Annotated in this window: 16 protein-coding genes, 2 tRNA genes and 3 rRNA genes; 19 read left to right on the top strand and 2 right to left on the bottom strand. The window is 45.2% G+C overall.

Features of this window, described 5'->3' with window-relative positions:
- Window positions 1-18: 18 nt before the first annotated feature.
- From rplQ to MHI32_RS27560, 10 genes are all read left to right on the top strand, one after another.
- Window positions 19-384 (top strand): 50S ribosomal protein L17, encoded by a 366-nt coding sequence (gene rplQ / locus MHI32_RS27605; protein ID WP_019908254.1) that lies wholly within the window; start codon window positions 19-21, stop codon window positions 382-384.
- Between the two features lie 317 nt (window positions 385-701).
- Window positions 702-1,484, top strand: a complete 783-nt coding sequence (gene truA / locus MHI32_RS27600; protein WP_340011441.1) for a tRNA pseudouridine(38-40) synthase TruA — start codon at window positions 702-704, stop codon at window positions 1,482-1,484.
- A 229-nt stretch (window positions 1,485-1,713) separates the two neighbouring features.
- A complete protein-coding gene (rplM, locus tag MHI32_RS27595) occupies window positions 1,714-2,151 on the top strand; it encodes a 50S ribosomal protein L13 (RefSeq protein ID WP_036680589.1) in 438 nt (145 codons plus the stop codon).
- Between the two features lie 20 nt (window positions 2,152-2,171).
- Window positions 2,172-2,564 (top strand): 30S ribosomal protein S9, encoded by a 393-nt coding sequence (rpsI, locus tag MHI32_RS27590; protein WP_025706574.1) that lies wholly within the window; start codon window positions 2,172-2,174, stop codon window positions 2,562-2,564.
- A gap of 197 nt (window positions 2,565-2,761) precedes the next feature.
- Window positions 2,762-3,331 carry a matrixin family metalloprotease gene (locus MHI32_RS27585; protein WP_076194820.1) on the top strand — a complete coding sequence of 190 codons (570 nt, stop codon included), beginning with the start codon at window positions 2,762-2,764 and terminating at the stop codon, window positions 3,329-3,331.
- A 12-nt stretch (window positions 3,332-3,343) separates the two neighbouring features.
- Window positions 3,344-3,982, top strand: coding sequence for a hypothetical protein (locus tag MHI32_RS27580; protein WP_340011439.1), 639 nt, complete (start codon window positions 3,344-3,346; stop codon window positions 3,980-3,982).
- Window positions 3,983-4,210: 228 nt separating this feature from the next.
- A complete protein-coding gene (locus MHI32_RS27575; protein ID WP_036680616.1) occupies window positions 4,211-4,903 on the top strand; it encodes a phosphoadenylyl-sulfate reductase in 693 nt (230 codons plus the stop codon).
- Window positions 4,904-4,940: 37 nt separating this feature from the next.
- Entirely contained in the window at window positions 4,941-6,110 is a 1,170-nt protein-coding gene (gene sat / locus MHI32_RS27570) for a sulfate adenylyltransferase (protein WP_076186611.1), read from the top strand.
- 78 nt (window positions 6,111-6,188) lie between these two features.
- Complete coding sequence (cwlD, locus tag MHI32_RS27565) at window positions 6,189-6,929, top strand: N-acetylmuramoyl-L-alanine amidase CwlD (RefSeq protein WP_340011437.1); 741 nt, start codon at window positions 6,189-6,191, stop codon at window positions 6,927-6,929.
- A 90-nt stretch (window positions 6,930-7,019) separates the two neighbouring features.
- On the top strand, window positions 7,020-8,129 hold the full coding sequence (locus MHI32_RS27560) for an Mrp/NBP35 family ATP-binding protein (protein ID WP_076130012.1): 1,110 nt from the start codon (window positions 7,020-7,022) through the stop codon (window positions 8,127-8,129).
- Between the two features lie 59 nt (window positions 8,130-8,188).
- On the opposite strand, the gene gerD is transcribed toward MHI32_RS27560, so the two are convergent.
- Window positions 8,189-8,875, bottom strand: coding sequence for a spore germination lipoprotein GerD (gene gerD / locus MHI32_RS27555; protein ID WP_340011435.1), 687 nt, complete (start codon window positions 8,873-8,875; stop codon window positions 8,189-8,191).
- A gap of 131 nt (window positions 8,876-9,006) precedes the next feature.
- Between gerD and MHI32_RS27550 the strand changes: the two genes are divergently transcribed.
- The gene (locus tag MHI32_RS27550; RefSeq protein ID WP_340012777.1) at window positions 9,007-9,597 is read left to right on the top strand and encodes a KinB-signaling pathway activation protein; all 591 of its coding nucleotides are present in this window, start codon (window positions 9,007-9,009) and stop codon (window positions 9,595-9,597) included.
- 371 nt (window positions 9,598-9,968) lie between these two features.
- On the top strand, window positions 9,969-10,790 hold the full coding sequence (locus MHI32_RS27545; protein ID WP_052097348.1) for a PPK2 family polyphosphate kinase: 822 nt from the start codon (window positions 9,969-9,971) through the stop codon (window positions 10,788-10,790).
- Between the two features lie 50 nt (window positions 10,791-10,840).
- On the opposite strand, the gene pdaB is transcribed toward MHI32_RS27545, so the two are convergent.
- On the bottom strand, window positions 10,841-11,644 hold the full coding sequence (pdaB, locus tag MHI32_RS27540; RefSeq protein ID WP_036680629.1) for a polysaccharide deacetylase family sporulation protein PdaB: 804 nt from the start codon (window positions 11,642-11,644) through the stop codon (window positions 10,841-10,843).
- Window positions 11,645-11,752: 108 nt separating this feature from the next.
- Between pdaB and MHI32_RS27535 the strand changes: the two genes are divergently transcribed.
- From MHI32_RS27535 to MHI32_RS27505, 7 genes are all read left to right on the top strand, one after another.
- Window positions 11,753-12,364 carry a stage II sporulation protein M gene (locus tag MHI32_RS27535; RefSeq protein ID WP_076310578.1) on the top strand — a complete coding sequence of 204 codons (612 nt, stop codon included), beginning with the start codon at window positions 11,753-11,755 and terminating at the stop codon, window positions 12,362-12,364.
- Between the two features lie 253 nt (window positions 12,365-12,617).
- On the top strand, window positions 12,618-12,848 hold the full coding sequence (locus MHI32_RS27530) for a hypothetical protein (RefSeq protein WP_036680631.1): 231 nt from the start codon (window positions 12,618-12,620) through the stop codon (window positions 12,846-12,848).
- A gap of 359 nt (window positions 12,849-13,207) precedes the next feature.
- A 16S ribosomal RNA gene (locus tag MHI32_RS27525) occupies window positions 13,208-14,765 on the top strand.
- Between the two features lie 124 nt (window positions 14,766-14,889).
- Window positions 14,890-15,006, top strand: a 5S ribosomal RNA gene (rrf, locus tag MHI32_RS27520).
- A 46-nt stretch (window positions 15,007-15,052) separates the two neighbouring features.
- A tRNA-Ile gene (locus tag MHI32_RS27515) sits at window positions 15,053-15,129 on the top strand.
- Between the two features lie 24 nt (window positions 15,130-15,153).
- A tRNA-Ala gene (locus MHI32_RS27510) sits at window positions 15,154-15,229 on the top strand.
- A gap of 169 nt (window positions 15,230-15,398) precedes the next feature.
- A 23S ribosomal RNA gene (locus MHI32_RS27505) occupies window positions 15,399-18,324 on the top strand.
- Together the 16S, 23S and 5S rRNA genes with 2 tRNA genes alongside form the textbook arrangement of a ribosomal RNA operon.
- Window positions 18,325-18,363: the final 39 nt, after the last annotated feature.

Below are 18,363 nucleotides of genomic sequence, written 5' to 3'. Positions count from 1 at the left end.
TAAAGGAGGGAAAACACAATGGCATACCAAAAATTGGGCCGTGATTCCAGTGCGCGTAAAGCGTTATTTCGCGACATGGTAACGGATCTGTTTTTATACGAGCGCATCCAAACAACGGAAGCTAAAGCGAAAGAAGTTCGTTCTATCGCTGAAAAGCTGATCACTAAAGCTAAAAAAGGTGATCTTCATGCTCGTCGTCAAGTAGCTGCATTTGTTCGCCGCGAGACTGTTGATGGTGAACAAGATGCAATTCAAAAATTGTTCTCTGACATTGCTCCTCGTTACACTGAGCGTCCAGGTGGATACACTCGTATCCTTAAACTAGGACCTCGTCGTGGCGACGCTGCGCCTATGGTTTATCTTGAATTGGTAGACCGCGCGTAGTATCACAAGTATTGATTTCCGATGCTTCCCTTTCATCCAGCCCTCTTTGGAGTAAAGATGGGGGAAATATCAGCGTTATTGTGCTGCAGAGGCGCAAGACTCTGCTGTACTAATAACCGTGGGAATCACCTTGGTTCAATTGAAGGAGCTCCCGCAGGGGCTCTTTTTTTTGAAATTAAGGATCCTATAGGACTTGTAGTTCTATATATGAAAAATGGATGCCGTCCTTCTAGGGACGGCGAAGCCATTTCTTCAAATAGAAGATCAGACAGTGCTTCGATCGACGTTCTGCTGACCGGTTTAAAAAGGAGAACGGAATGCGTAATCTATTGATGAAGGTCAATTATGACGGAACGAATTATGATGGCTTTCAGACCCAGCCTCAGGGCAATACGATTCAGGATCGGCTGGAGCAAGCCATACTCCATCTGACAGGTGAGAAGCTTAAGATTACTGCTTCAGGCCGCACAGATGCCGGAGTACATGCCTATGGCCAGCCTTTTAACTTTACAACCTCCTCTCGAATCCCAACTGAACGTTGGTGTCTAGCGCTTAATGCCCGGCTGCCACAAGACATCGTGGTTACAGAGGCTAGGGAAGTTCCGCTAACGTTTCACTCTCGTAGAGGGGCTAAGCGTAAAACTTACCGATACACGATCAATGGCAACAGGTTTCCAGATCCGTTTCAGCGGCGCTGGCAGCTTCACCATCCAGTGAAGTTGGATATTCCTGCGATGCAGCAAGGCTTAACGCAAATTATAGGGACACATGACTTCACTTCGTTTGCATCACGACGGTCTACGAAGACTTCTCATGTACGAACGATCTTTGAAGCTCATATGGAAGTAGACCGCAGTATGTGCCGACCCTCTTTATCAGATCAAGGAGTTATCCATACTTATATAACGGGTAGTGGATTTCTTCAGCACATGGTTCGCATTATTATGGGGACTTTGATCCATGTGGGGGAAGGTAAAATACCTGCTGATAAGGTTGCTGAAATATTGGCAGCATGTGATCGATCACATGCTGGTCCAACAGCTGTGGCCATGGGGTTAGCTTTGTGGAGTGTTGAATATGACGAGATTGAAAGTGAATAGTTTTTTCTATAAATTTCTTCCTGATTAATAGGCTAAATGTTTAAAAATCACTTGCACTTGTTATGTTTATACTGTAATATAAAAGTTGTGTTTTCTTGATGGCTATCCCACAGCCCCGATCGAGAAAATGCCAAAAAAATGCTTTGCTTAACTCACATAATCGTAATTCAATGAGAAACAAGATATACGAAACAGAAGATTTTCGTACGAGAACAAGGAGGAAACATTCATGCGTACCACCTATATGGCGAAGCCGAACGAAGTTGAACGCAATTGGCACATTATTGATGCCGAAGGCAAAACACTCGGTCGTTTGGCCAGCGAAGCCGCTGCTTTGATCCGTGGCAAACACAAACCGCAATTCACTCCACACGTTGATACAGGAGATTTCGTTATCGTTATCAACGCTGAGAAAATTCACTTGACCGGTAAGAAATTGCAAAACAAAAAATACTACCGTCACTCGATGCACCCAGGTGGTTTGAAAGTTACTAATGCTGAAACTCTGCTGAATACTAAACCAGAACGCGTAATTGAATTCGCGGTTCATGGTATGATTCCTAAGACTCGTCAAGGGGACCACATGAAGCTGAGATTGAAAGTATATGCAGGCGCCGAGCATCCACATGCAGCACAAAAACCTGAAGTTTACGAACTTCGCGGATAAGAATAGAGGAGGACAGTTTCATGGCACAAGTACAATACTATGGGACAGGTCGTCGTAAACATTCGGTAGCACGTGTTCGCCTTGTACCGGGTGAAGGACGCATTGTCATTAACAAACGTGAGATGGACGAATATTTCGGTGTGGAAACACTGAAAATGATCGTAAAACAACCTTTGAACCTGACTGAAACACTGGGCAACTACGATGTAATCGTTCTTGCACATGGTGGCGGCATTTCCGGTCAAGCTGGAGCAATTCGTCACGGTATCTCCCGTGCATTGCTTAAAGTTGACCCTGAATATCGCGGTGCATTGAAGAAAGCCGGCTTCCTGACTCGTGACCCACGTATGAAGGAACGTAAGAAATACGGCTTGAAGGCTGCACGTCGTGCGCCTCAGTTCTCGAAACGTTAATATCTACAGAATTCAACCCTTGGCCATATGGCCAAGGGTTTTATTTTTTTATATCAGAACAGAATTATATTTAGAACTGTGTTCCAAAAAAACCTATTCCCGAAAGAAATAGGTTTTTTTATTAATATTTTTTTATTTAATCATAGCAACATTTTCCAATTATAGGCGTTTAAGGTTATAAAGGAGGAGTTGAATTTATGGAAATTGAGAGTTCTTTGAGTAAGAGGAAATTTATTTTGTCCTCAATCGTTCTAATGGTTGTTGCTTCGATTTTTATCTCACAGGTAGATGCTTATGTACTTCGCGGAAACAGAGTGGATAGACCTAACCAAGTTAAATATTGGCTTGATGCCTCTATATCATCAATTGGCTACAATGCCGCTGCCATACATGGAAGTACAGCGTGGAATGGTCTTACTGCTGGTAGACTGTCTATTAACGTTACTTCAACAACTTCAGCCTCTGCTGCTGACGTAAAGTGGTACGCTTCGTCAGAAACAAATGATCTTGGACAATTTTATGCGCAAACCTCTACTTCAGGTACACTAACCTCTACATCAATCGTTAGAATTAACACGGTAAGATTCAAGACAGTAGATGGAAATAGACAAAAAGAAACCACTGCTCATGAAATGGGACATGTACTAGGCTTAACTCATGAAGATACAGTTCCGTCCATTATGCTTTCTGGACCAGCTTGGTTATATGGAACTTACCCAGTACAAGATGATAAAGATGGTATAGCGCATATTTACCAATTTGATTAAGGGGGTCAATATATGAAAAAACAAAATAAGTTTCTTTCAATAGGTGTGTTGGCTTTCGTATTGGTTGTCGGTGCTGCAGGATTCATTAACAATAACAAAGCTGTAAAGGGAGATAATTCTCCTGCATTTATCAGTTCTGAAGCAAAAGTTATTGGTTATCGTGATTTTAATGAGCTAGACAACACGGCTGAATTGATACTGAAAGGCACAAAAGCTAAAGTCATAAATACATTTATCGATAAAAATGAATTTGGTGAAACGATTGATTATCATACGCAATCTGCAATAAAGATTAATCAGATTTTCAAATCTGATAATCAAGATATTGTAGAGGGCTCTGAAGTTACAGTGCAAGAAAATGGAGCTATCGAAACAACAGAAGATGGAACATTTATCTATGGAATTGAAGGTTATCAGTTAATGAATGAAAATGAAGAGTATTTATTATTCTTAGATAAAAGTTTAACCGATCCTAATGTTTATTTTGTTAAAGGAGTTTACTACGGTAAAATTCCTTTGAGTGAACCAAAAGTGAATAAGATATTGGAACAGTCTGAGGAAGAGTCTTCTCAAGATTTAGAAATCTATGGTGAGTATCCTGAAGCGTTAAATACTATATTTAAAGAAGCCTTAGAAAAATACGGGAGATAAAAAAGCACATAAGAAACCTTTAACCTTTATGGTTAAGGGTTTTTGTTGTTTAGCCTCTTTCCACAAGAAATGGGCTTTTTTTGCATCTATTTACTAATTCTAACGGATGAAACGCATTGACTTCCTCAGTAAAAGTTATATACTATTTCATATAGAATTAGTTGGTTTTATTACTTCTTTTACCTCATTTATTCATACGATTAATATTTTGGATGGAGGAATACCTTAATGAACCTGCTCGAGAAAGAGGATTTAATCAAAGTTAAGGCCGAAGAATTAGAAACTGCTTCACCCGAGGAAATTATCCGCTGGGCTGTAGAAACATTTCCTAACATTACTTTTGCCTGCAGTTTTGGTGCCGAAGATGTAGTGCTAGTTGATATGCTTCACAAAGTTAGTCCGTCTACAGACGTCTTTTATCTCGATACAGATTATCATTTTAAGGAAACCTATGAAACCAGAGATTTGATGGCAGATAAATACGGGCTGGAGTTCGTACGAGTGTCTCCACAAATCACTCCGCAGGAGCAAGCACTTCAACACGGTGATGCGTTATGGACAGTAGATCCTAACCAATGCTGTGGGATTCGTAAAGTAGAGCCGCTGACTCGCATCCTATCTCAATATGAAGCTTGGATTACAGGCATTCGTCGTGACCAAGCGCCTACCCGTGCTAATGCCAAAAAGGTTGAGTATGATTATAAATTTGGTTTGGTTAAGTTTAATCCAATTGCGGATTGGACAACCGAAGATGTATGGAACTATATTCGTGAAAATGATGTAATTTATAACCCTCTACATGACCGTAACTATCCAAGTATCGGCTGTGAGCAATGTACACGTCAGGTTATGCCTGGTGAAGATCCGCGTGCTGGACGTTGGGCTGGATCAGAGAAGACTGAGTGCGGATTACACAAGTAGGACCTATCCCCGTGAGAACACAGAAGGAGAGACGATAATGACTTCAATACGTCCGCATGGCGGAACATTAGTTAACTGTGTAGTAGAGGGTACAGAAAGAGAAGAATTACTGCAGCTTGCACGTGATTATAAGGCGATTGCCGTGAACACCTGGACTTTATCTGATTTGGATCTAATTGCGGTAGGTGCATTTTCTCCACTGACTGGATTTTTGAATGAACAAGATTATCACTCCGTAGTCAAAAACATGCGTTTAGCAGATGGCACAGTGTGGAGCATTCCAATAACACTTGCTGTAGAAGAGGATGTGGCCTCTGGTTTAGCTATTGGAGACAAGGTATCTCTAATCGGTGAAGAGGATGGCGAGATCTACGGTTTATTGGATATTGAGAGTATTTATACGGTTGATCAAAACCTTGAAGCGCAAAATGTATTCAAAACAACAGACCCTGAACATCCAGGAGTAAGTAAGCTGTTGGCCCGCCCGGCTATCTATGTAGGAGGACCAATTACAGTGCTGAATAGACCACAGCCAGAAAAGTTCGGAGAATTTTATTTTGACCCTTCAGCTACACGTAAGATATTTGCAGACAAGGGCTGGAGAACAGTTGTAGGCTTCCAGACGCGTAACCCTGTTCATCGTGCACATGAATATATTCAGAAGTGCGCTATGGAGGTTGTAGACGCTCTGTTCTTAAACCCGCTAGTGGGTGAGACGAAGTCTGATGATGTACCGGCAAATGTACGAATGAAGAGCTACCTGGCGCTTTTGGAGAATTATTATCCTGAGGATCGTACCTTTCTAGGTGTTTTCCCGGCGGCCATGCGTTATGCTGGTCCGAGAGAAGCGATTTTTCATGCTATGGTTCGCAAAAATTATGGCTGCACCCATTTTATTGTCGGACGTGACCATGCGGGCGTAGGTGATTACTACGGAACTTATGAAGCGCAAGAAATTTTCGCGAATTTCACCGCTGAGGAACTTGATATTACTCCATTATTTTTTGAACACAGCTTCTTCTGTAAAAAATGCGGAAATATGGCTTCCAGTAAAACCTGCCCACATCCTGGCGACGATCATATGACTTTGTCGGGTACAAAGGTACGGGCTTTGCTTCGGGAGGGTCAATGTCCGCCTCCTGAATTTACGCGACCTGAGGTTGCGCAGATTCTAATTGAAGGCATGACTCAAGAAGTAACAGCTTAATCATCGTTAGCTAGTACTATTTGGCCTTCTTGTCCCATATAGATGAGTATTATCTATCGGGACGAGGGGGTCTTTGTTATGTCTGGCCGAAAACACAGTAAAGTCTCGGTCTGGATCTCATGGAGCAGTATCAAAAAATGTATGCTGAGCGCGACACTGCTGGCTATAATGATCGGCATTATAGCGTATGACATGCCTACTGCCAAAACGTTAAATTATTGGAGTCTGCCTTTGTCTGGTAAAGTGATCGCTATCGACGCTGGACATGGGGGAGCAGATGGAGGGGCAGTTAGCCGGGAAGGGCTAATTGAGAAAGACATTAATCTTGCGGTCTCTCTTTATTTACGTGATTACCTGCAACAGGCAGGGGCTATTGTTGTAATGACCCGTGAAGGGGATTATGATTTGGCTCAGGAGGGCACTAAGGGCTATTCTAAGCGCAAGACTGAAGATCTTAAGCAAAGAGTAAGAAGCATTGAAGAGAAGGGCGCAGATCTTTTTATAAGCGTTCACATGAACAGTGTGCCTTCAAACCGATGGAGCGGGGCGCAGACCTTTTACTATCCCAATCACAAGGATAATAAAGCTATCGCAGAGTTTGTACAGAGTGAGCTGAAGACTACACTGGAGAATACTGATCGTGTAGCTAAGACTGTAAATACTGTTTATCTACTAAAGGCATTAAAAATACCTGCGATCCTTGTAGAGGTCGGTTTTTTGTCGCACCCTCAGGAATCAGTTCTACTCGGAGATGATGTTTATCAACGCAAGGTAGCGACTAGCATATATCGTGGCATTCTTCGTTATGCTTCCGAGTAGCCGGGACTACTCATCAGGAGATGGGTAATGCTATAATAGACAAAAACTCCGGAAGAATTCTCCTCCGGAAAGGAAACAGAGGTGCTTTCCATGCTGACTAGGGAACATATCCAGGAAATACTGCAGTCAATAACAGACCCGGAAACCGGAAAAAGCCTTGTGGAACTACAGCTGATCCGTGACATTATGATTAAAGAAGATCGTATATCTTTATCAATCGTATGTCTGGATCCTGAAGAGCAAAGTCGCATGGATCTAGAACAACGGGTTCGTGAGTTGCTTGAAGCGGGTGGAGTCACTAATGTGCATATCCGGCTGCGTGATGCAACCGATTATGAACGTGCTCTGCTTCGCGGAGAGAGTGCCGGGGAAGAGCCGTTGGTTGATGAACCGGGGAAACTTAAGGGACATGCAGCTGGCCTTGACGATCATGAATTAATCAATGAGAACTCTGGTGTTAACTTTATCGCCATTGCCAGTGGTAAAGGCGGTGTTGGAAAGTCTACAGTTACTGTGAATTTGGCAGTAGCTTTGGCTAGAAAAGGTAAAAAGGTTGGATTGATTGATGCGGACATTTATGGGTTTAGCATCCCTGATATGATGGGAATCGAAGAGGGACCCGTTGTAGAAGAGGGAATCATTATTCCTGTGGAACGTTTCGGAGTGAAGGTCATGTCTATGGGTTTCTTTATCCGTGAGAATAGTCCGGTAATTTGGCGGGGACCTATGCTTGGCAAAATGCTGCGCCAATTCTTCGGTGATGTGGGCTGGGGAGAACTTGATTATATGCTGCTTGATCTTCCTCCAGGTACAGGTGATGTGGCGCTTGACGTACATCAGATGCTCCCTCACAGCAAAGAGATTATTGTTACTACCCCTCATGCTACCGCAGCGTTTGTGGCGGCTAGAGCGGGCTCTATGGCTCTGCAGACAGAACATGAGATTATTGGGGTCATTGAGAACATGGCTTATTATGAGTGTAAAGACTGCGGTAAAAAAGATTATATTTTTGGCAGAGGCGGAGGCGCTCGGCTTGCGGAGACACTCCATACCGAGCTGCTTGCACAAGTTCCATTGGGCGCACCGGACAACCATATTTCTGAACCGGATTTCTCACCTTCCGTATACAAGGAAGACACAGCTACTGCGTTGTTGTTTGCTGATATCGCTGATAAGCTGATTGCGAAATATGAGCACTAATTATTGTGCATAAAAAGAGGCCGTCCCACTTTGTTAGGTGGGATAAGGCCTCTTTTTTGTTATGTGCTTGAATCATCGCCGCTACCGCTGCCACTTTCACCACTGCTGCCGCTGCCTTCCTGTTTATCGCCGCTTTCGCCGCCCTTTTTCTGTTCCTTCGGTTCGAGCTCGTCCTGAACGACCTTTTTAAGTAAATTCAATACCTCCATCCGGAATAATGGAGTCTGCATAGATTCCTGGATGGTCTTCATGGATTGCTTTCGGTAGTCAGGTGTTTTGGTGAGATTAAGAAACATGGTCATCATTTCTGGAGACTTCATGATTTCCTCGACGGATTTTTGATAGGTGGGATCTTTAATTAGTTGCAGGTGCAATTCTTTGCTTTGTGATTGAATGGCTTTAGCAAAATCGCCTGCGAACTTGGGATCAGTCATAATTTTCTCGATTTCCTTTTGATATTCCGGTGCAGTGAGGGTATCTTTAACAGCGGTTTTTATATCCTCTGTTGTTTGAAGTGGCATCATTTTCATACTCATTCCGCTGGTGCCTCCAGAACTGGAATTTGATAATGATTCCTCAACTGCTTTTTTTCCATCTTCACTTTTTAATATATCAATAACCATGGTCTTCATTTCTTTATAACTGCCCTGACCAGAAGAAGAACTGCTCTGCTCACTTCCGCAAGCCGTTAAGGCCACAACAAAGCTTAAAGCCAAACCCACAGATCCGATAAATCTCCATTTCATTGGCGCTGCCCTCCTTTATTAGGATTCTCCAGTTGTATTATGCCGCATTAACACACATTTATGTTGCTGATGTAATGGTGTTTTGTCGGTATCCTTGGTAAAATAAATCTGACATAGGGGAGGTGAAGTGGCTGAGTATAAAAAAATGGTTTTATTTATTTTGGACAACCCTTCTAATAGGAGCGGGCGGAGCAGTAATCGCAGGTCTGGCACTGCAATTCGTGAACGGTCGAATTGATTTCAAAAGTGTCGCTGATTTCTTTTTATACCCGCTGATACTATTCGGCTACGGTATGCTTGTCAGTGTTTATGCGCAACTTGGTTTTTTTGCTTATCTAATTTTAAATTACATGGGCAATGGTGTTTTCCCGCCAAAAATTTGGAAATACATACAACTGGTGCTTTCTGTGCTCGCATTGCTTGAACTGATTTTTTTGCGTACCGTCGTTGGCGGGGAAAGAAGTGTCTTGTCTGATCTAATATTAGGAATCTTTATTTTGTTAGCTGCCATTATTGTGTCTTATTTCAAAGTGAAAAGTACAAACATCTCAGCTTGGATTCCAACCCTCTTTTTTATGACAGCTATTTCAATTGTGGAAATTATCGGCGTGCTCCGTATAGGTATTGATAGTGCGACAGTGTTTATTGTTGTTCCGCTCATCGCCTGTAATGCATTCCAAATTTTGATGCTTCACCGTATTCTCAAGCCGGCAGCCGGATAAAGGCTGGGGCGAATTCAGCAAATCATGAACCCCGTGCTCTGGCCTTCAGAAGACGGGGTTTTTTGCTCTAGAATGTATCCTAACGATTAAAATCCGCTGGAGGAGGTTAATCTTAAAGAACAATAGAGCGGATTCTTTGTGTGTAGTAACGCTCACAAAACTAAGTAGATGCTTCCTAAGTGAGTTTTGTACGAAGTTTTTCAATGATGCATATGCTTCACAAAACTAAGCGTATGCTTCCGAAGCAGTTTTGTACGAAGTAATACAAGCGTAGCAACGCTCACAAAACTAAGTAGATGCTTCCGAAGTGAGTTTTGTACGAAGTTTTTCAATGATGCACATGCTTTACAAAACTTTTAGGAGGGGAATATATGGACATCAAGCGTTATATGATAAAAGACACAAATGAAATCCAGCTTAACAAGCTGGACCCGGACGATACAGGTAACTTTAAATCAAAAAAAGAAGCAGAAGCCAAAACAGAGCAGTTAAAGGAACGATTGGCAGAGCTTCAAGATATTCTTTTTGCACAGAAAAAGCATTCACTGCTCGTAATTCTGCAAGGGATGGATTCCAGCGGTAAGGATGGAACGGTTAAACATATTTTTTCAGGGATTAATCCACAAGGCTTTATAGTGACCAGCTTCAAGAAACCTTCTCTGGAGGAAGAAGCTCACGATTTCTTATGGAGAGTGCATCAAAAGACACCCCCTAAAGGCTACATCTCTGCATTTAACCGCTCACACTATGAAGATGTATTGGTACCGCGGGTACATGGGGGACTGAAAAAGGATGACTTGAAGCGCCGCTTTCGTTACATACGGCAGTTTGAGGAGATGCTGGTGGAAGAGGGAACGACAATTATCAAGCTTTTTCTGCATATTTCAAAAGAGAAGCAGCTTAAGAAAATAAAAGAACGGCTTGAAGATCCCAAAAAACACTGGAAATTCGACGCAAGTGATCTACAGGAGCGGGAGTTTTGGGATGATTACCAAGAGGCATATGTAGATGTTTTTAAGGAGTCAAGTATTGATAAAGCACCCTGGTACTGGATACCAGCCAATCATCAATGGTACCGCAACTATTTGGCCTTATCCATCGTTGTAAAGACACTGGAGAGTCTGGATCTGAGCTATCCGAAGCTGAATACCCCCACACCCGACATATCGGAGCTCATTTCCCCGCGTCATTAATATTTGGATAAGACCAACATCTATTGCGGTACCTAAGATTGGGAGGAGCGTTACAGCCCGGCAGCATCCTCTAAGGCACTATTTAGTGAGGCCGAGTCGCGAACCTCTTTACCCTCTGCATTGCTTTGGCTGATCAGCTCAGAGACGGTAACGAATTCATAACCTTGTCTGCGGAGCTCATCGATAATTTGCGGAAGAGCTTCGTGAGTTTGTTTGCAGGAATCACTGGCATGTAGTAGAACGATATCACCAGGATGTGCTTTAGTCGTTACACGCTTCACGATATTGTCTACACCTATGTTCTTCCAGTCTAGAGAGTCTGTGTCCCACTGGATGACTTTGTAACCAAGATCATTGGCCACTTGCAGAACTCTTTTGTCAAAATCACCATTAGGCATACGAATTAAGTTTGGTTCTTTACCGGTTAATTCTGTAAGCACAGTGTGAGCCGTTGTGATCTGAGTGCGAATCTCTTCGTTACTTAGAGTGCTGTAATTGACGTGTTTATGGCCATGGCTGCCAATTTCGAATCCTGCGTTTTTAATGCTTGTTACAATATCCGGGTGAGTCTTACTCCATGGTGACGATAGGAAGAAGGTGGCTTTGTCCACTTTCTTGTCTTCAAGTACCTTCAAAATTGGTTCGGGTCTCTTTTCTCCCCAGCTAATATCGAAGGTTAGGGCAATCAGCTTCTTCTCTGTTGGCACACTGTAAATGGCAGAAGGTCCAGCCTCAGAAAAAACGGTGATATTACCCCTCTCGACATAGACAACTCCAGCAGCAAGAAGCACAGCGGCGAAGATATAGATGAACCTTTTGATCTTTTTGCCGCTGAATACATAAAAAGAATTCATTAATGACAGCGCTCCTCTCCCATGCGAAATGCTTGTTTGTTCTAAATGTATGCTCGTACCGCACGGTTATGACCTAAGAAACAGAGATCACAATTTCAGGAGGTATTTATGTTGTCGTTCTTCACGTTTGTTAAAGATATTAAATCGATCCGCAAGGCTTTGCTGCTGTCCTGTCTGCTCTTCGTAATAGGAGCGGTTGTTGGCTGGGTAGCGACAAGTAGTCTGGAAAAGCTATTGGTTCAGCAATTGGAAGGGCTAAGTGAGATCAGTGGGAACTTAAGAGATACCTCTAATCCGCAATGGAACTTCTTTGTATTTATATTTCTGAATAACGCCATCAAGGGCGTGGTTATTATTTTCCTGGGAGCGTTGTTCGGCATATTGCCAGCTATATTCTTATTTATAAACGGAGCGGTAATTGGCTACTTGATACATTTATCCGCACTGCAAGGACAGGATTTATTCGATTTAATCGTAAAAGGATTGCTGCCACACGGGATTATAGAGATTCCGGCAATCATTATCGCGTGTGCCTTTGGACTGCATTTTGGCGGGAAAGTGATTTCAAGTTTATTTCGATCTGCAGATAGAAAAGAGGAGAGAAGCGCAGACTGGTCTGCTTTCATGCGTCAAACACTTACGGCTTCCATATGGACTGTAATCCTGTTATTTGTTGCAGCCATTATTGAAAGTACAATTACTTTTTCACTTTTATCATAAAACTTCCGGGAATAGAGCATAACATTAAGGGCGTTCATCCAAGGATTGCCTAAAGGTAAGGAGTATATAATCTAGACGAAACCATAAAGGGAATTTTTAATAATTATGGTTATAAAAAGAGGACTCCGGTTAATCTAGTGTAAGAGGATCTTAAGGCAGCTTTCTCCATGAGATGTACTTACTGATTATGCAAAAAAGGTTTTGGGGGTTTAGAGAAGGTGTTAATTGCAACTTCATGAAGGAGGCCAAGCATATGTTGGGAATGTTGTTTAACGAAAAGGAATGCAAGGAACTGGATTATGTTTTGAGAAAAGAACTAGATGAGATGCTGTTAGATTTGAGTGATCAGCGCTTGGACCAAAATATCAGGCACGCCATCGCTAATAGATATAAGACTGTATTCCGGATGTATGCTCGCTTCGCTCCTCAGAAAGAGCTTTCCAAGTATGCATGGGGTGGGCGTTCTTCTCAGTATAAACACTGAAGATATACGAGAATTGCTACAGTTTTATAAAGTTTTCAGATTATTTAATAAAATAGCTTGACTAAAAAGGAGTGCTCATGATAAATTATATCTCGCGCTCCTTTTGCTTGTGTAAAAGGAAAGCGGAAGGCAAGAAAAATTGAAAAAAAGATTTTTCAAAAAAAAGACTTGCCAAACAGCTTAACACTGTGATATATTATAAAGGTCGCCGCTGATAAACAACGACGACGAAACGAGAGATATTGATCTTTGAAAACTGAACAACGAGTGAGTGGGAAATCACGCAAGTGAAATCCAAAATTAGAGAATTAATTTTCTCGTCAGATGTTTCAAAATGAGCATATCGCTCTTTTCAATACTAATTGGAGAGTTTGATCCTGGCTCAGGACGAACGCTGGCGGCGTGCCTAATACATGCAAGTCGAGCGGAGTTACTTTGAAAGCTTGCTTTCAAAGTAACTTAGCGGCGGACGGGTGAGTAACACGTAGGCAACCTGCCCTTCAGACTGGGATAACTACCGGAAACGGTAGCTAATACCGGATAATTTCTTTTTTCTCCTGAGAGAAGAATGAAAGACGGAGCAATCTGTCACTGAGGGATGGGCCTGCGGCGCATTAGCTAGTTGGTGGGGTAACGGCCCACCAAGGCGACGATGCGTAGCCGACCTGAGAGGGTGAACGGCCACACTGGGACTGAGACACGGCCCAGACTCCTACGGGAGGCAGCAGTAGGGAATCTTCCGCAATGGGCGAAAGCCTGACGGAGCAACGCCGCGTGAGTGATGAAGGTTTTCGGATCGTAAAGCTCTGTTGCCAGGGAAGAACGTCCGGTAGAGTAACTGCTACCGGAGTGACGGTACCTGAGAAGAAAGCCCCGGCTAACTACGTGCCAGCAGCCGCGGTAATACGTAGGGGGCAAGCGTTGTCCGGAATTATTGGGCGTAAAGCGCGCGCAGGCGGCTATTTAAGTCTGGTGTTTAAACCTTGGGCTCAACCTGAGGTCGCACTGGAAACTGGGTGGCTTGAGTACAGAAGAGGAAAGTGGAATTCCACGTGTAGCGGTGAAATGCGTAGATATGTGGAGGAACACCAGTGGCGAAGGCGACTTTCTGGGCTGTAACTGACGCTGAGGCGCGAAAGCGTGGGGAGCAAACAGGATTAGATACCCTGGTAGTCCACGCCGTAAACGATGAGTGCTAGGTGTTAGGGGTTTCGATACCCTTGGTGCCGAAGTTAACACAGTAAGCACTCCGCCTGGGGAGTACGGTCGCAAGACTGAAACTCAAAGGAATTGACGGGGACCCGCACAAGCAGTGGAGTATGTGGTTTAATTCGAAGCAACGCGAAGAACCTTACCAGGTCTTGACATCCCTCTGAATCCACTAGAGATAGTGGCGGCCTTCGGGACAGAGGAGACAGGTGGTGCATGGTTGTCGTCAGCTCGTGTCGTGAGATGTTGGGTTAAGTCCCGCAACGAGCGCAACCCTTAACTTTAGTTGCCAGCAGGTAATGCTGGGCACTCTAGAGTGACTGCCGGTGACAAACCGGAGGAAGGTGGGGATGACGTCAAATCATCATGCCCCTTATGACCTGGGCTACACACGTACTACAATGGCCGGTACAACGGGAAGCGAAGCCGCGAGGTGGAGCCAATCCCATCAAAGCCGGTCTCAGTTCGGATTGCAGGCTGCAACTCGCCTGCATGAAGTCGGAATTGCTAGTAATCGCGGATCAGCATGCCGCGGTGAATACGTTCCCGGGTCTTGTACACACCGCCCGTCACACCACGAGAGTTTACAACACCCGAAGTCGGTGGGGTAACCCGCAAGGGAGCCAGCCGCCGAAGGTGGGGTAGATGATTGGGGTGAAGTCGTAACAAGGTAGCCGTATCGGAAGGTGCGGCTGGATCACCTCCTTTCTATGGAGAATCGTTCTCTGCAATGAGGACATTCAAATCGGAAGCTCAGCTTCCACAATAGAACCTTCGGGTTCGAACACTCACTCGTGTTCAGTTTTGAAAGAGCAAGTCTCTTTCGTATGCGTTTGGTGGCGATAGCGGAGGGGTTCCACACGTACCCATCCCGAACACGACCGTTAAGCCCTCCAGCGCCGATGGTACTTGGACCGAAGGGTCCTGGGAGAGTAGGACGTTGCCAAGCGGACAACCAATTCATTGGTTGATTCACAATGTTATATATGTTATATGGGCTTTTAGCTCAGTTGGTTAGAGCGCACCTCTGATAAGGGTGAGGTCGGTGGTTCGAGTCCACCAAGGCCCACCATATAACATTATAGAGTAATTTTATGGGGCCATAGCTCAGCTGGGAGAGCGCCTGCCTTGCAAGCAGGAGGTCAGCGGTTCGATCCCGCTTGGCTCCACCATAAATTTTTAAATGAATAACTTTTTTAACTTGATCCTTGAAAACTGGATACCGAAACGAATTTGCGTTTTAGAACATCTTTTAGCAACTTGTGCAAACAAGTAAATGTTATTAGTGAGATGATTCCAAAGAGAATGTCATCGTATGATATTTTCCTGCGGAAAAATCAAGGTTAAGCTAATAAGAGCACACGGAGGATGCCTAGGCGCCAGGAGCCGACGAAGGACGTGGCGAACAACGAAACTGCCTCGGGGAGCTGTAAGCAAGCTTTGATCCGGGGGTGTCCGAATGGGGAAACCCAGCTGTGGTAATTCGCAGTTACTCATTTCTGAATACATAGGAAATGTAGAGGCAGACCAGGGGAACTGAAACATCTAAGTACCCTGAGGAAGAGAAAACAATAGTGATTCCGTCAGTAGCGGCGAGCGAACGCGGAACAGCCTAAACCTAAGAGCTTGCTCTTAGGGGTTGTGGGACGTCTCACATGGAGTTACAAAGGAATATGGTAGGTGAAGAGGTCTGGAAAGGCCCGCGATAGAGGTAAAAGCCCTGTAACCTAAACTGTATTCTCTCCGAGACGGATCCCGAGTAGTGCGGGGCACGTGAAACCCCGTATGAATCCAGCAGGACCATCTGCTAAGGCTAAATACTACCTGGCGACCGATAGTGAAACAGTACCGTGAGGGAAAGGTGAAAAGCACCCCGGAAGGGGAGTGAAATAGAACCTGAAACCGTGTGCTTACAAAAAGTCAGAGCCCTATTAATGGGTGATGGCGTGCCTTTTGTAGAATGAACCGGCGAGTTACGTTTAACATGCAAGGTTAAGCCGAGAAGGTGGAGCCGCAGCGAAAGCGAGTCTGAATAGGGCGAATTAGTATGTGGACGTAGACCCGAAACCGTGTGATCTACCCCTGTCCAGGGTGAAGGTGCGGTAACACGCACTGGAGGCCCGAACCCACGTACGTTGAAAAGTGCGGGGATGAGGTGGGGGTAGCGGAGAAATTCCAATCGAACTCGGAGATAGCTGGTTCTCCCCGAAATAGCTTTAGGGCTAGCCTCGGTATAAGAGTAGTGGAGGTAGAGCACTGATTGGGTGCGGGGTCCGCAAGGATTACCAAGCTCAGTCAAACTCCGAATGCCATATACTTATTGCCGGGAGTCAGACAGTGAGTGCTAAGATCCATTGTCAAAAGGGAAACAGCCCAGACCATCAGCTAAGGTCCCCAAGTGTGTGTTAAGTGGGAAAGGATGTGGAGTTGCACAGACAACCAGGATGTTGGCTTAGAAGCAGCCACCATTGAAAGAGTGCGTAATAGCTCACTGGTCGAGTGACTCTGCGCCGAAAATGTAACGGGGCTAAACACACCACCGAAGCTATGGCTAGATACTATGTATCTGGGGTAGGGGAGCGTTGTGTAGGGGTTGAAGGTGTACTGAAAAGAGCGCTGGACACTACACAAGTGAGAATGCCGGTATGAGTAACGAAAAGATCAGTGAGAATCTGATCCGCCGAAAGCCCAAGGTTTCCTGAGGAAGGCTCGTCCGCTCAGGGTAAGTCGGGACCTAAGGCGAGGCCGAAAGGCGTAGTCGAAGGACAACAGTTTGAAATTACTGTACCACCGTAATCCGCTATGAGCGATGGGGTGACGCAGGAGGGTAGTGACGCGGACTGATGGATGTCCGTCTAAGCAGTGAGGCTGATGTGTAGGCAAATCCGCACATCATTAAGGCTGGGCTGTGATGGGGAGCGAAAATTGTAGTAGCGAAGGTCATGATCTCACACTGCCAAGAAAAGCCTCTAGCCAGGAGAAGGTGCCCGTACCGCAAACCGACACAGGTAGGCGAGAAGAGAATTCTAAGGCGCGCGGAAGAACTCTCGTTAAGGAACTCGGCAAAATGACCCCGTAACTTCGGGAGAAGGGGTGCCCCGGTAGTGTGAATAGCACGAGGGGGCCGCAGTGAAAAGGCCCAAGCGACTGTTTAGCAAAAACACAGGTCTGTGCGAAGCCGCAAGGCGAAGTATACGGGCTGACGCCTGCCCGGTGCTGGAAGGTTAAGGGGAGTGGTTAGGGGTAACCCGAAGCTATGAACCGAAGCCCCAGTAAACGGCGGCCGTAACTATAACGGTCCTAAGGTAGCGAAATTCCTTGTCAGGTAAATTCTGACCCGCACGAATGGCGTAACGACTTGGGCGCTGTCTCAACGAGAGATCCGGTGAAATTTTAATACCTGTGAAGATGCAGGTTACCCGCGACAAGACGGAAAGACCCCATGGAGCTTTACTGCAGCTTGATATTGAATTTGGGTACGATCTGTACAGGATAGGTGGGAGCCGTAGAAATCGGAGCGCAAGCTTCGGTGGAGGCGCCGTTGGGATACCACCCTGATCGTATCTAGGTTCTAACCTAGTGCCCTTACCGGGTACGGGGACCGTGTCAGGCGGGCAGTTTGACTGGGGCGGTCGCCTCCTAAAGAGTAACGGAGGCGTTCCAAGGTTCCCTCAGAATGGTTGGAAATCATTCGCAGAGTGCAAAGGCATAAGGGAGCTTGACTGCGAGACCTACAAGTCGAGCAGGGACGAAAGTCGGACTTAGTGATCCGGTGGTACCGCATGGAAGGGCCATCGCTCAACGGATAAAAGCTACCCTGGGGATAACAGGCTTATCTCCCCCAAGAGTCCACATCGACGGGGAGGTTTGGCACCTCGATGTCGGCTCATCGCATCCTGGGGCTGAAGTAGGTCCCAAGGGTTGGGCTGTTCGCCCATTAAAGCGGTACGCGAGCTGGGTTCAGAACGTCGTGAGACAGTTCGGTCCCTATCTGTCGTGGGCGCAGGAAATTTGAGAGGAGCTGTCCTTAGTACGAGAGGACCGGGATGGACGTACCGCTGGTGCACCAGTTGTTCCGCCAGGAGCATGGCTGGGTAGCTACGTACGGACGGGATAAGCGCTGAAAGCATCTAAGCGTGAAGCCCCCCTCAAGATGAGATTTCCCAATTAGTAAGACCCCTTGAAGACGACGAGGTAGATAGGTTGGAGGTGGAAGTGCAGCAATGCATGGAGCTGACCAATACTAATCGGTCGAGGGCTTATCCTATACGTAGAATGCAGATTCGTTTCGGATTCAGTTTTCAGG

The organism is Paenibacillus sp. FSL H7-0690, assembly GCF_037980415.1.
Lineage (GTDB): Bacteria > Bacillota > Bacilli > Paenibacillales > Paenibacillaceae > Paenibacillus_AQ > Paenibacillus_AQ odorifer.
Note: the sequence above shows the minus strand (reverse complement) of the source record. Positions and strands in the feature narration are given on the sequence as shown.